This is a genomic window from Ornithinibacillus proteolyticus, assembly GCF_039581225.1.
GTDB classification, from domain to species: Bacteria; Bacillota; Bacilli; order Bacillales; family Amphibacillaceae; genus Ornithinibacillus; species Ornithinibacillus massiliensis.
Genome location: NZ_JBCPXV010000027.1, coordinates 21,427 through 37,115 on the forward strand (window position 1 = coordinate 21,427; position 15,689 = coordinate 37,115).

Sequence of the window (15,689 nt, forward strand, 5' to 3'; positions counted from 1 at the left end):
ATATCTTATAATTGGAAACATAGACTACAATCACTAGTTTTATAGATATTCATTACAGAAACTGATAATTGGGGATTTGCTAGTTGATAACATTTCCTTATAGGGAGACCTACATCTGTTCCTAAAGATTTATGTAAGTCATTTAAACAAAAATATACCGTGTTCACAAGAAAATTTAATATAAAGTTTCGATAATATATAGGATAACCATTTTCCACATTATTTATTAAAGTATAATTGTTGTAATAGCACTTTAAACATATCGTAGTACCTGGAACTAGAAGAGGACCTAACCTTAATTTATCAAGTGAGTAAACTAAATATTTATTGTCTTTTACACTTTGAACATATGGCAAATTCTTTTCATTAATTAAGAGAATGCTCCCTCGATGAATAGAGGCAATGTTTTCTCTAGAGGTTGGGATAATTTGAGATAATCCCTCTCTTTTAAAATAGGTGATAAGTTCCTGATTATCGTCTAAGGTATAGACTTTTTGATCATGAAACGTATCATAATAATCTTTAATAATAGAATGTTCAACCCCACTCTTCTTAGCAGCTAGTAAAACACCTCGAATATTTACCTCTCTTCTATAATCAGATTCATCCTCTGTTAAGAATATTAGTTCCTCTAATTGTTTACTTAGCATTATCATTAGTTTTTCTTCTTGGGATAACGCCTTCTTATCCTTAGGCATACTGAATCCATACAATAATTTCTGAACTAATAGCTCTTTATCTATTTTACTACTAACTTTTATGGAACGATGTAGCTCCTCGAATAAATGGGAAATAATAAATTCTTCTTCATTGATAACGGTGTATTCTGCTTTTAAGACTAAATACAACTAATTCACCCCACAACGACAACATAATGTAAATCGTATTGTTCCCCAATCATCTCTTTAAACTGCAACTCATTATAACCTCCAATACACGCAGAGTGATATCCCCGCTCCTGGCTATAAAGTAAAATATTTTGAGCCATATGCCCCATTTCTAAACACAGTAATCGGTAAGCAATTTCTCCGTACATTTTCTCAATTAATTGATAGTCGCTAGCAAAAAATAATTTTATCGGAAATGCAGCCAATTTCTTATCATAAATTATTTCTGCAATATGATAGTCAGGATCTTCTAAATATTTCTCTAAAGAATGGTCGTAGGCGTTATAACGATATACATAATTGTACTTTTCTAGGTTGATTGATAAAAATACAGTTGTAGCATAAGTAGCTCCTGGAGAAGGATAGCTAAATAATTGATAGCCCTTTTCGGTACTACCAGTAATCCCAACACTAAACCTTAGTAGTCTAGAGATAAAGTTATTGTCAACCTTCTTTCCACTGACTTCTCTTATAGTTCGCCGTGACATTAACAGTTTTTCAAAGTTCGTCTCTGCCTCAGGTTCTTCCATAGGAATTGCATCAAGTATTTCCCACTCTCGTGGATCCGTTACCGGTTTTATTCTGTTAGAGTGATAGTGTTCCGACATCATGGCATTATTATGATATAGTTTCCTTAATGTACTTCTATTACCAGTCAAATCCCAAAGCAGATCATTGCTTTTCAAATATCTCACCCTCTACCCCTATATTATTAGCAATCAATGACGCTAAATTATATTCGATGGCTGGAAAAATCCCAAGTCGATTATTTGTCATATGAACATGTGAGATAAGTACTGAAATATCGTGATGAATACCATTATGTTTAATACTATTTAAGTAATTATTATATATTGCATAATGTTCTATAGTAGATTGCTGGAGGTGACCTATTCTCCACTTCAATATCTGTTCATACTTATGGATTATTTCTCCATCAGCATTATAGTCCCTCCAAATATCTGAATATGTTCTATAAATATTACCTTTTTCTTTAGCAAGCTGAAAAGTTAAGTATATTAAATCCAGACCTACAATAATCCTTTTACCAAATGCTATTTTGTTTAGTTGGTTAGCCAAAACGCTACTTTCGTAGAATACATTTTCAGAATACCTTATTGCTTCTTGGCCACCGTACCGTGCATATTCTGGCTCATATTTAAACTCTACTACAGAACCATGCTCGCACCAGTAGGTATGAGTAATATTTTCATTTTCTAACATAGTATTCTGGTAGAAATGTTCATAATCAATTAAATCCACTATGTTTTTCTTTAGAAAAGTGGTGATAGATTCTTCGAAGCGCACTCTAATTTTTTGATAATCCTCTTCCTTACATTTAAATCGTAATCTTACATGAGGGCCACCTAACCAATACCTAATAAAAAAGTATGTCTCCATATCGTCTTGTATGACATGTTGAAAATCTGACTTTAAGTAATTATCAATCGCTTTAAAATCATGGATAAATCCATGTAAGGAATACCACATCCTGCCACTCCTTTTTTTATTTTATTCTCACAAATTAAAGGAGAAGTAAAACCGGTTTGCTTTGTTTTTCCTATTTATCTAAGAAAATAACTCAATTGCTGAATTGGAGAGTTACAGACAACTCCTATGAAATTTATTTCATAATTGCTATTAAGGTTTAGTATTTTTTTCAAATAATGATCATTATGATTTTTCATTGGTCTAAAAGCATATCCAATGGAAGCAGCATATAAAGAAACTAGCTGCATCAATTCTGAAGATGTGATAAGGTGATTTTTTAAACCATTTTCTAGCACACACTCTCTGTGTGAAAAACATACAAATACAATTCTATAAGATTTAAAATCAAAAAATTTATGGTCATCATGCATTACTTTACGAAAATCAATCTTTACATTACTTGTAGTTGAATCTGCCCAATATATACATTCCCCATTATCATCTTTCAGTAGAAAACAATATTCCATCCCACTACTACTAAATAGCTTCTTAGACTTCATCAAATAATGAAGTACATCTTCAGGTATAAAAGATTCAAATTTCTCTCCATAGTTATGATTTCCTATCGTTGTATGAGCGGAATTTCTAATTAACTTTGAAGATAACGGAAAGTATGGAATGTTATCTGTTTTAATAGAGAATTTGTCCTGATAAACAGAACTATTATAATGATTTAGAAGTTCATCTAAATATTTCGATTTTCTTAGTTCATTATGGGAAATAGATATTCTCATATCACGGCCAGTTGAATAGCTTTTACTGCCTGTCCATAGATTTACTTTATTTTGCAGACTTATTTCTAAACCAAAAGAAATATAGCTATAGCGCTGATCGATATTGATATGTTTATATATATATTTACTATTAATCTCTTTATATTGGAGGAAGTCTATATTTTTATTAAGTAATACATTTTTCACATTATATAACAGATGCCCTGCATCAAGTAGTGAGGCATATAAAGCGAATTCACTATAAAATCTAGCTAAATTTAGTACATCACTTACACCAAAAATATATAATTTATCTCTCTTAAAATATTTTTCATCTATATTACTATGTGAAACAAGTAATAACTGCTCTTCGTAAATATTGTAATAGTAGAACTTTCCATTAATTAGAAATAGTAATTTCGCTGTGTGCAAACTCCTCACGGAAGGAGAGTTATTATGATCATGATAATAACTTAGAATATCGTATCTTTTTATCTTTAAAGTATGTTCAATGACATCATCAATTAATTGTGGGTACCTTTCAATATACCCGTTATATAGATAATCTCTATTAACGAATTCCTTCTGAAAAGGAATCAAAATGGTAAAATTGTTATTATCTGAATTGGTATAGCGATCAGCAGAATAACTCTGATAATAATCCAATTCTAATTGATGAATAGATGGATTATGGGAAAGGATGTGGTTCACGATTCATCACCTCTGTTTCACCATCTAGATTATTTAACTGGACAGCTTGTTGAATTCTTTCTTGATTAATATTTTGATACAAATACCCAAAACCTATATTTTGCATTGTTGGTATTAGTATTTTCACACAATTAAAGCCAAGAATTTTTAAGGTACGACTCGATAAATTTGCTTGATAGACTTCATGATGGGGAGTGAGCTTATTTATAATCTTGTCAAAAAGCTCTCGTTGTGATGAGAATTTGTTTAGGTATGTGGAGCGTTTTTTTATAAGTTCATTTGCATCTATAATACGCTTAGTGTGAATAGCAAAATCGAAAGCAAATCTCATCTTTGGTGATGAATATAAATATAAATGATCTTCTAGCTTTTTAATCTTTCTATAATCCTCCATGAAATCAGTTGGTTTAACACCTTTATAAATCAACTTTTGATATCCAATAAAAGACCTAATTGATGTAGATGCTTCTACAAGTGCAGATTCAATCGCCTCCTCTGGATTAATATTTGTTCCAGCTGTTGTGTATAGAGCAATTCTATCTTCATCTGCCTCTTTATCTTCTAGTTCAAGCAAGACCCAAAAAGAGGGGACTTCACTTTCAAGAGTTACGTCAAAGATATGTACCTTATATCCAATTGACTGTAAATAGGCAATCATCAAGTTGATGTTTTTATTTCCAATATTTTCTATACCTTCTACTCTTAATGGACTTGATTTAGAATACCAATGTACTAAAAAAGAGTCTCGTTCAATTACCTCAAATAAACCACCAATTGATGCTTCAATCTCGTTCGATCCTAGTGCAATACCGTTTGAACTATCGAGAATGTAACGTTTGTCGTGTGGTTTTTCATAAAAATCATGTGTCGAGAAGTAAATAACTTCTTCTGGAACTAATATATATCTCTTATCATTGAATGAATATACGTATCTCCAAAATATATCAGTCTCCGTTGAATATGTTTCAATTTGTACAAAATCTTCTGTGCACAATGATTCTGGTAGATGAAGAAATTGATGAAGCGAGATAAATTGCTCTTTTTTCTCCATAAGAGATTGTTCACTGGTGTAGTAACTACTAGTTGTTGGAGGGGCAATTCCGTGAAACCTTTCTAATCCTTCTAATATAGCAGTAAAAAATGAACCTTTATATGTACCCCGCCTCCCATGTGCATCAAATTTTCTTCTCCCTAACATTACATACAAACTGATAAGAGGCATACTATCAGATATATTACGGCTATGTGTATCAAAAAGACCGAACAGTGGATGTAAAAAGCTCTCTATATTATTTTGAAGGACCTTTATTACCTCATCAAATTCTCTTTCTCTAAATCCATCATTTAATCGATCGTTTACAGGAATTATCGCATTTTCCTTTAATAAGTTAATGGACTCTTTTTCACCACAAACAGAACATTGAGGATATTTAATCATAAAGAGTTTAATAATTTCTTTCGTTAGTAGATTATAGGCAAAATAGTAATGCCCTTCCTCCTCCATAACCTTCTGTTTTAGCTCTTCGATAATCTTTAAATCAACTTGATTTAAATCAGGTCTATTGAAATGTTGATTCAAACCTTTATCTTCGACTCTCTTCCGAACACACTCTATACATCCTAATTTATGCGACTTACAAGCTACAACAACATATTGATTAATTTCAAGAGAAGCTACAATCGTTCTCCTAGACTCTAGAATTTTGATTTTTCTCCACCTCAATCTTTCGAACAATTAAATTAGATTCATGTAATTGTTCTTCATACTTCCATGCACTTTCCAATAGATATAAGTTAGAGTGCTTAAATAGCTGTAATCCATTTTCTATAAATTCTTTTTCATTAGGTATATCCAAGCTAATATATTCATGATTATCCTTTTGGAGTAATGCTTCTTTATCAATCGAATTGATAGATGTTAAAATATTCGTGATTCTTTTATTGGTATTAAACTTAATTAATATATAATTTAATGCTAACTCAACCATTTTTTCTTCAATGTTTAATGTCCTTTTTTCATCTGAGTACATTTTATCTTTTCCATGATCTAATAAGTAAACAATATATGAACTAGAATTGATATACTTTTTAACATAAAAATCTAGATCCATATTTAGTATAGTAAGATAGCTGTTTAAATTATTATTAGGATAATTCACTCGCTCAACCTTCTGAACAGTAAAAGGTTCATCCACATATTGTAGTAGAAATAGCACCTTATCTAGATAATAAGACTCGTTAGTAGAAATCATCCATTTGCTTTGTTTTAGATCCCTATTAAAATAGTATTCTAGACCTTTTTTAATAGTTTCCATAGCTATTTCAATATAATCGACACCTGCATAAACAAAAGTGTCGTTCATTGATCTATCGGATAGAGAATAAGTAGTGTATCCCATTTGAAATAAGTCAGCATATTGTTCATCCTTCCAACCTGAAATAGAAATTGGTATAGTTGGATTGTTATTGATGAACGACTCAAAATTTCCAATGTAATCTAGCTTTTCCTTAGAACGCTTAGGTTTTGGAAAAGAAAATTCTTCAACAGTTTGCATGAAATCTTCTTCCTCTAAATCATATTCATAAAATTTCCCTTCTTTATTTAAAGAAAAAGTAGATTTAGATATATCCACTATAGATTTAATAACATATAACATGGCATAATATGGACCCACTTTGTATAGTAAAGATTCTTTAGAAATCAAATGTTCCTTATTCTCTATAGGTTTGTAATTTTGAGCTAGCTTATTCGTACTCCCGATTATTTTATCCGCTGATAAAGATAGCTCGATAATATTATGATGAATAAAGTCATTCTCCATCGTAATTATCCAATCACTATCCTTAAGTTCTCCTCCTATTTCTTGTGAAACAGTCATATCATTTTCAATCAATAGATCTCTTAATATCGGAAAATGCTGTTCGACTTCTGGAGTGATATGTATTACCGCTTCGTCTAATAATCGGCAACTATGAAGAATATCCTTATCTGTAGGTAAATACTGAGACAAAACTCTAAACCAACTATTCTTGAAATAGCTAGATAAACCATAAGAATTAGAATAGATGAAAATGGCTCCGATATCATACAGCACTTTCAATAAACGTTTAATATATTTTTGATCTTCATGACTTTTCAAGTAATCACTAATTACCAGCTCACGTTTAGAAGCATTAAGAAGATCTATTAATAACTCATATTGTTCTTGAGACGTCTCTATGGATACCTCTAGAAAATACGTTTTAATAATACTTTTATTTTCATCCAAGTAAACCATTGTATTTTGTCGATTTAAAATCAGTAATCCATCCATTTAAGTTTCACCCTTCTGATAAATTTCAAAATTAAACTCTTTAGCATTGGGTCCTGAGTTGCTCAAATATTCTTCCATAAAAAAAAGATCATAAATTGACTTCTCAAACTTATCCACCACTTCTTTTTCAAATACTTTTACAGATAAAGGATTTTCTATGTTAATGTAGAGAGGTTTAAATTTAAAAAGTTCCTCATCATTTAGCTGTGAACTTCGATCGATGACGACAAAGAATTCTTTATCTAGTTCCAATTTTGAGAAAACTAAATTTAAACGTCTGTAATACTCAAAATCACTTTCTTCATCTTTTCTTGTTAATTCCTCTTGTATGTAGGTTAAACGAATCCTCTTTCTATTAAGCACTATATTGCCATAAGAGATTCTTGGTATAATTTCTTCCTTTATCATCTCTCCTAATTTGTAATACATCGCTCCTGATGTAAACATTTGTAATAGTATTGCTATATATCCAGGCATGTATGTAGGAGTAAGAGATCCTCTAAAACAGATTTTTGCTTCCTTACCATCTCTATCAATAAATCTAAATAAGTTATCACTGACGTTTACTTTAAAATCTTCGACCTTATGAAGCAATTCATTATCCTTAATAGAGAATCTCCGGTTTCCAACTCCTACTGTATAGCACTCTCTACTAAGTCGATGTTCCTTCACATTACCATTAAAACCGTACGTATCTGATAATTCATAGTAATTATTATCATCATAGAAATCCTTTGTATAAACCTGATAATCTTCACTATCAAATAAATATTCTATAAAATAATTCATGAATCGTGCCAAGTATCTTTCCTGACCTTCATATAAAGAATTTATTATTAATTTATCCTGATTAATTTGGGCAAAGACACCAGTACTTATCCCCTTCTCTTTTCTAATCTTTTTAGGGATTTTTTGGATATAGGTGTCAATCAATCTTGTGATATCGATAGAGTCAGATGAGTAGTTCTTACATAAACTATTTAATTCTGCTATAAAGCTACATTTTATATTATCTAGTTCTTTTAGTTCATCTGAATAAAATTGATCCGACGCAATAAATGCAGGATTTTCCCAATAGTTCGTCATATCCTTGGATAAATCAAACAAAATAGAGAAGAAATCACTATCCATCTCTAGAAAATCCTGTTTACGAATACTTTTTAATCTAGCAGCAAATTCATACCGTAATCTGATACTAGTATCAAAAATGAGTGAAAATGTTTGTATCTGTTTAAGCGGACTAATGAATCTATTCATTATTTCACTGTCGATATATTCTACCTCAGTATAATAACCGTCTTCATAGAATACTTGATTAGGAGCAAATTTAATACCTGTTTTCTCACTTATTTCTTTCAAAATAGTATTTAGTTTTTTATAATAGTAATGTTTTTCATTGATATCTTCTGCAAAAGATACTTGTTTAGACAATTCATAGATTTTATTAAGATACATTATTAATTCTGAGTAGGATCCTTCTTCCAATAAAGGAATTAGCTTGCTTTTGATATCTTCAAAAAAGACTTCATACTTTGTTTCATCAAATCCTATTACTGGAATTAATAGCCCTATTTTTAGGTAGTTACGAATGATTGCAAGTATCTTCTCCTTTTGTATTTCTTTTCCCATAGCAGTATGCAGTTCAGCGAAGGACATATAGTTATCCATCTCTTTTTCATTAAAAAGGGCAACTAATGACTGTGGTATTTTCAACTTTCCTAATCGTTCCTCTGAAAGAAAGACTTTTGTTCGGGTAGAATTTTCTTTTTTTGAAAGAAACTCAATGTAATGTACCCCATTTTCTGAGGTAATTGAAAATGGTGGGATCGTATATTTCGTCTTCTCAATAAACAAATTAGAGTTAAATAAATAATAATAAGTCAATTTATAAACAAATGTATAATTTAAAGAAACTGATTTTTGATATTCATTAGCTAACGTATTACGATTAGATAATTCCGCTCTCCCGACATTAGTAATATTACTAAATGGACTCGTTTTTAGAGCTGATCGACTAATAAAATTATATAAGGTACCTTCTAACTTACGATGTTTACTTTTATGTTCTTCTAAAGGTGTGTTCAAATAAGATGTTAATTTAGAATAAATCTGTGGATTAATCAAATGTAATCCGTTTGATATAAACAAATTTTCTTCAAGGATATCTTTAAACCGTTGCCTTACTTCTGTTAAATTTCTTTCATACATTAGTTTTGCGCTTTCTGATAACTGAATATAATGTCGATATAATCCGATAAATCTACTTATTTCTTCATTTAGAGTAATTGGAATAAATGCTTGTATATTATCTGAACTATTTACAAATCTTTGATACTTATTCTTTCTTAAATATCTAATAGAATTCAATAGGTAAGGATTATTTGTGTTTTTAAGCATTTTGTTAAGAGAGTCAATTATTTTATCACGGTAACTATTTAATAATAATTCTACGTGATCAATTTCAAGAAATACGTCGGTATCAAAATCATGTTTTATTGCACTTTTTTCTAATATATTTTCTCTTTTTAATACAAATGGATTTAAAGTCATTAGTTAACACCCAAATCCTTTATTAGATTTTATACAGAACTTCACCATTAAAATAATCATCATAATATTTTACAACAGAATAGGCATAGAATTGTTTCTCTGCCATGCTTTGTTCAAATAATGGCAGACTTAGGTAAAATAAATTAACAATGTCCCTAAATACAAGCATTTTTTTAGAGTGAAGAAATTGTTCTAGTTCTCCAGTTTCATCTAAACTTAATAAATCCGTATGAAATTCATTATTTAAAGGAGCAAGTTCCCTTTTCAACAACTCTAGTTGTGGCTTTAATCCTACTCCTTCTTCTGGATCATCATAATTGTCTATACTAAAGCTATCATTCATCTCCATTGCTATATTAGTCCATCTAGCTTCCCATTCTTGCATCAATTCAATAATATCATCTCTCAAAATGATTTCATTGTTATGAAATAGTTGCGTTCTTTTCTTTTCAAAATTAATCTTAATATTACTATTCAAACCTCTTGCTTCAATATTTGATAAGAACCCTTGTGCATGAGATAAAAATGTTAAATGTCCATTTTTGGGGCCATCCTCATATAATGAGGCAATAAAGCGAAACTGGTGTAAAAATAGATGTGCTCTTTCTACTATCGATAATTCATGGTATTTCTCCAAAATCTTTAGGTAAATATCATTTAGATCACATCGATACTTATCGAAAGTCTTTCGGTGTTGTTTCGAATTATAGATTCCACTTTTCCTAGGCCTTGAAAGAACATGACCATGCTCATGTAATAAATTGATATCAACATTATCTCGATATTCAAGTTCAACTAATGTTCTTTGTTTTTCCCGATATAATTGTTGTTTTTGCCTAAGATATTCGTGATTAATTGGATTTCTATTGATATAATCACGTACAAATTCTTTTATTTCATCCACTAGAAACCTCTCTTCAGAACCATTGCGGAATACTACCAGTGTGTTTGGTCCATGTTGCCAATCGTTATCAAGGTAATAACTACCCTGTAAATTCCTAAGCGTAGTATTACTAGTCATTTCTAGGATTAGTGGTATCTTACTTTCCGCATAGTTATAAATACTAATAGGCATACAAATAGCACCTCTTTTAGCTAATTTAGTTTAACTTGCATTATCATCTAGTTTAATACTGACATTCTATGGTTATCTAGGTAGTTTAAATCTAATAGTCTATCTATCGTTTTCTTATACAAACTGTCTGCTACGTCAACATTAATTTTAAATTTATTAATTACCTCCTCTCTAATCAATTCACTAGAAGCACCCTTTAACAAACCTTCAAATACCAACGCAACAGCTGTAGGGATTTTCAATAATTTTAAACTTCTATTTTCCACGATAATTGGCTCGTCTTGTATGTATAATAGGTAAATATGCTCTTTTATTAAAGAATTACTATTAGAAATGATGTCGTTTGAGAACATATGTGTATTAAATGGTGTGGAAACTTTAACATCTTGATATTTAGCATTGATAAATAACGGGACATTCTTCAACAAGTGTTTGATGATATTGGAAATATTTATATATTCACCAATATATTGGTTTTTCCTTCTAATCTCACAATACTGTTCTCTATTCATGTAATTAGGGAGCATCGCACATTTAGAACAACTATCTTTCACTGGGCAAATATTACATCCACGAAGCTCTTGCTCTTCTTCAGAGATTTGTAAAGCGTTACCAACCAGATTTATATAAGAATCTGAAAGTTTGCCAATTGCTTTGCTACATCCTCCACAAGGTAGAATATTTTGACTCTCATCTAAATTAAAGCGATGTAGTTTTGCTAATGCACAGTGTTCAGCCCTACCCCACCTACAAGCGTCCAATAGAAAACTTGATATTTCATAAAAGTTACGGAACTGTCCTGTTTGCACAAAATATTCAACATCATTTATAAAATGCTCGAGATCTTGCTCTGTATTAATAGACAAAAAATTGTATTCATCTAATAGCTGCTCATCATTAACTTCAGAATAAGGTGTTTTAAGAACTTCGATTTCTAAGGAATGGTGATGGTCATCTATTTGAAGTGTCTCAATATATTTCCTTCCTGTTTTGTACACTTGATGGTAGTGTGGTAAGAAAACATCTTGTTTTCTAGCTTCATCTTTGTTAAAGTCAAATACTTCATTTGTCTCCCGTATTGCACCACCTTCATTAATGCTATATAACAAACCTTCTACAGAAGACAATCTTTCTTGTCCTGAATCATAAATGACAGCACTATTAATACCTAAAAAATTACTTAAATTACGATAAGTATTCTTACCTAATTGTTTATCCTTAACAGCAACATGTTTACTATTACCACCAGCAAAGTTATAAGGATAGTAGCCTGTTAAGAAAGAAATATAACCATTTACAAGAGCACCTTCAACTCTCATTGATAATGAATTCTGTTGCTGATTTTGCAAAATCCCACCTAAATATTGCGGAATTTCACGACTAAAATTCCCTCGATCCCTAACTTTATCCATATCATTATGAAGTAAAATTCTAATGTCACCCTCAAATAGCTTTGAGTATACCGAACTATTGATAAACTTTAATAGTTGATTGGAGTTTACATTTTTGTTATTTTCTAGTAAAATAGGACTATACGAAATATTCCCTTTATAACTACTCATTGTTTTATAAATTCTATCAAATTTAGAAATAATATCTTCATAATCAATTTCTTGTATAAGAATCTCTAACCTATTAAATTTTGAATGTGCCAATTTCTTGAGAATATCGTCTGACAATTTGTTAAGGCTAACTCTCGCTGAAAATGTAAACGAATACTCTTCGGGATTCATAACATTCATTAGAGAATTGAATAATTCTAAATTATTGAGAATATCGTGATCCAAGAAGTTAATCGTGCCACTAACTCCTTTTGATTCAAATAATCGAAGGTCATCAATAATTTGGTTTACTATATATTTATGCTCTAATCTTAAAGAGTCAGTGAGGTTAAATAAATTTAATCTCATGCCATAGTTATTCACTTGTCTTACTTGTATATTTCCGTTCTGATATGGAGATAGTGTATTTTGAGTAGATAGATTGAAAGATGCATAATGACTCCGATTTTCTACGAAAGTGGATGCTTTTATAGGCAAATCGTTAACTAACTCAATTAGTATTTGTAATACCTTTTCAGCTAAGTTATCAGAGATTAGCAGGTCATAAGAATCTTGTTTAGAAATGAAATTATTATAATCATTAGAGACTAAACCAGTCCAAATTATTGTATAATCAATCTGTTTTAACCTTTCAGAAACTATATGGGTAATATCGAAGTTCTTTTCATCAATATAAAAAATTATGATTTTATTACCTATAGCTGCTATATCATCTTCTAGATCGTAAATTAATTTAAGGTTTTTCTCAATATATTGGGTTGTGCTTATACCTTCTTCAGCTAAATAGTTACGTATATAAGATAAATCAAAATGATTATCTGCGGTTATTAAATTATCATTATCTTTTTTAAAATAAACTAATGTTGCACAAGAATGTATTTGGACCATCCAATTCACAACCTTTTATATTACAAAATTAAATTGTTTAATATAATATTTTGGGATTAGAAGGGTTGGCTTAACCCATAGTCAATTAGACAACCCTTCTAAAACATGTTTTACCTTAGAAGTGAAATCATGTTGTAGAAGAGCAAGTTGAGCTTGAACCACATGTAGAGCAGTTGCTACCAAACGCAGAACCACTAGTAGCAGCTGTCTCTGGTAGAGCCGTAGCTTCATTGATATCAACAAACTCTAACTCTTCAATGTCTGCAAATAATTGATCAATTTTTTCATTTTCATTGATCTTTGTAAGTTCTTTTGACATAATTATCACCTCCTTTAATAGAATTAAACTATAGTATATCCATAGTCTATAACAATATTTTGACCTCTAATTGCATCGCTTTTATCAGATGTTAAAAATTCGATTACATTAGAAACTTCAGTTGGTGTTACTAGCTTTTTATAAGGAATTCTATTTATAAGTCTCTTACCAGGGAAGCTATCAAAATATTCCTTGTTTTCCTCTGTTAATACATAGGTTGGTGAAACACAATTTATCTTAATATCTTTATTCGAATACTTAGCGAAGTCAACAGTCAGATTTTTTACTAGTTGAATAATCGCTGCCTTAGACGGCCCATAATCTACTCGATCTTCATGCCCAACGATTCCATTTTGCGATGCAACACACACGATGGAAATTTTTTCAGAAAACAGGTTATATATCCGTTTTAGGAATTTAACAATTCCAAATAAATTTATATCAAATGTTTCTTGCCAGGAATCGGTTGTCGAAGTAAAAAAGTTTCTCATATAATTAACACCAGCTAAATATATTACGCCATCAATATTCAAATTCTTTCCCTTAATTACTTCATATATTTTATTAAGATCTTGTTCTGATGTAATATCATAAGATAACTGAATGGAATTAGAATTTTCCACCATTTCTTCGCCTAAAGATTTATCTATACATACTTGAAAATAATCTTTAAAGGTATCTCTAACAGCTTGTCCTATAATTCCTTCAGATCCAATAATGATTATGTTTTTCAATAACCACACCTCAACTCAGTATTAAGATTCTATGATATGCTCTCGATAATCTTATAAAACTGTTCTTTAAAAGATTCCAGTTTATTAGGAATATATTTTTGTAATTCTATAGAATCGATTTTGTTCTTTAAATAATACTCTAGTAAAAGTAAGGTTGCTTTATTTACTTTGTAATTCTTGTTTAGGGAAATATTATATAAATAATATTGATCATCTATTACGAACCCGATAAGCTTAAAATCTTTATGTTTTTGTAGATATTCTTTAGTAAAAAATGCATTGTAAGGGGTAACCATATACATCTTCTTTTTTCCTAGTAGAGCAGAAATGTTTATAACCATTGGGAATATTCTCATGATTGGTGTAGTCATACGGGTATTTTTGTAACTTAAGTAGTTAACTAGCACATAAAAATCTTCATCAAAATTATTCGTAATAAGATAGTTTTTACTGTAATCCCTGAAGATGCCATCTTTAAAATAGAATAACCGCTGATTTCTATCGATGTTCATCACTGCGGAATAATCAATAATGCCATTGGTAATTTGATTATTCAACACTTCACCATTACTTTGAAAAGATTTCATACCCTCTATTATTTCTTCTTCGTTCATATGAATTAGTTTCATAGATTCTATTGTTTCTTTTTCTCTGTGAAAGTTTACTAGGACTGGAAACAATTCAGGCAGGATATCAGTGGTACATCTATCATAAAAAATGATTGAATTTATAACACAATTCTTTAAGACACTACTATTTATTTTGTTTAATAAATCCTTATTTTCAACATAAAAATGTTTGATTTGATTTCCTTTGGTGTTTAGAGGATATTGGCCCGTTAACAATAGATATAAGGCATCTTTTATAGGGGACGTTTCCTGTTCAAACTTTACATGTAAAGCAGTGTTGTTAGGAAACTTTTTTCTAAGGTTGTAACTAGATAAAGTAGAGTGGCCAATTTTCAATATTTGGTTAGTATCGACTAATTGGAAACGGATTGGATAATTGTTATTTAAGAATCCTACAAACCTATGCATTCTTTTACCATCGCATACAAATATATAATCCGTTACGTTGTAATATTCAAGAAAGGAGTAAAAATCATCTGGTGTGTTAGTATAGAAATCTAGTAATTCAATCGAATCTAGCTTATTTAAATCTGCTCCGATTAATTGGTTTGTCATGTGGAACATTCCATACTTATCCTCATATACATATCCGATAACTAGCAATTTACAAACAACACCTCTATAGACTTTATTAATAATTCGATTATCATTTTAACATTACAATTACATGAAGTAAATAATTTTTTCTTAATTATTTATAAAATTTTAACATTATTGAAATTAGTCTATCACTCTATTATAATAACCATTAATCGGAATCAACAATTTTATTGTGACTACCATTGATAATCTCTTCTAAATTATTATAAATAAAAG

At 30.1% G+C, this 15,689-nt stretch carries 12 protein-coding genes; all 12 read right to left on the minus strand.

The window, feature by feature from the left end; genetic code table 11:
• Positions 1-5: 5 nt before the first annotated feature.
• The 12 genes from AAIB49_RS13160 to AAIB49_RS13215 all read right to left on the minus strand — a co-directional run bounded on the left by AAIB49_RS13160 (position 6) and on the right by AAIB49_RS13215 (position 15,476).
• The gene (locus AAIB49_RS13160; protein ID WP_339216610.1) at positions 6-848 is read right to left on the minus strand and encodes a hypothetical protein; all 843 of its coding nucleotides are present in this window, start codon (positions 846-848) and stop codon (positions 6-8) included.
• A gap of 5 nt (positions 849-853) precedes the next feature.
• Positions 854-1,573 carry a nitroreductase family protein gene (locus tag AAIB49_RS13165; RefSeq protein WP_339216612.1) on the minus strand — a complete coding sequence of 240 codons (720 nt, stop codon included), beginning with the start codon at positions 1,571-1,573 and terminating at the stop codon, positions 854-856.
• Positions 1,560-2,378 carry a lantibiotic dehydratase C-terminal domain-containing protein gene (locus AAIB49_RS13170; protein WP_343458286.1) on the minus strand — a complete coding sequence of 273 codons (819 nt, stop codon included), beginning with the start codon at positions 2,376-2,378 and terminating at the stop codon, positions 1,560-1,562. Before AAIB49_RS13170 ends, AAIB49_RS13165 begins: the two co-directional genes overlap by 14 nt.
• Before the next feature lie 74 nt (positions 2,379-2,452).
• Positions 2,453-3,802, minus strand: a complete 1,350-nt coding sequence (locus AAIB49_RS13175) for a hypothetical protein (RefSeq protein WP_343458287.1) — start codon at positions 3,800-3,802, stop codon at positions 2,453-2,455.
• Positions 3,780-5,381, minus strand: a complete 1,602-nt coding sequence (locus AAIB49_RS13180; RefSeq protein WP_343458288.1) for a YcaO-like family protein — start codon at positions 5,379-5,381, stop codon at positions 3,780-3,782. Before AAIB49_RS13180 ends, AAIB49_RS13175 begins: the two co-directional genes overlap by 23 nt.
• 109 nt (positions 5,382-5,490) lie before the next feature.
• Entirely contained in the window at positions 5,491-7,116 is a 1,626-nt protein-coding gene (locus AAIB49_RS13185; protein WP_343458289.1) for a hypothetical protein, read from the minus strand.
• Positions 7,117-9,666, minus strand: coding sequence for a hypothetical protein (locus tag AAIB49_RS13190; protein WP_343458290.1), 2,550 nt, complete (start codon positions 9,664-9,666; stop codon positions 7,117-7,119).
• Between the two features lie 22 nt (positions 9,667-9,688).
• Positions 9,689-10,741, minus strand: a complete 1,053-nt coding sequence (locus AAIB49_RS13195) for a hypothetical protein (protein WP_211741995.1) — start codon at positions 10,739-10,741, stop codon at positions 9,689-9,691.
• Between the two features lie 47 nt (positions 10,742-10,788).
• Entirely contained in the window at positions 10,789-13,191 is a 2,403-nt protein-coding gene (locus AAIB49_RS13200) for a hypothetical protein (RefSeq protein ID WP_343458291.1), read from the minus strand.
• A 127-nt stretch (positions 13,192-13,318) separates the two neighbouring features.
• Positions 13,319-13,510, minus strand: a complete 192-nt coding sequence (locus AAIB49_RS13205) for a thiopeptide-type bacteriocin (RefSeq protein WP_186871001.1) — start codon at positions 13,508-13,510, stop codon at positions 13,319-13,321.
• Positions 13,511-13,533: 23 nt separating this feature from the next.
• A complete protein-coding gene (locus AAIB49_RS13210) occupies positions 13,534-14,244 on the minus strand; it encodes an SDR family oxidoreductase (RefSeq protein ID WP_339216622.1) in 711 nt (236 codons plus the stop codon).
• A gap of 29 nt (positions 14,245-14,273) precedes the next feature.
• Positions 14,274-15,476: a hypothetical protein gene (locus AAIB49_RS13215; RefSeq protein ID WP_343458292.1), complete on the minus strand. Its 1,203-nt coding sequence runs from the start codon at positions 15,474-15,476 to the stop codon at positions 14,274-14,276.
• Positions 15,477-15,689 lie beyond the last annotated feature (213 nt).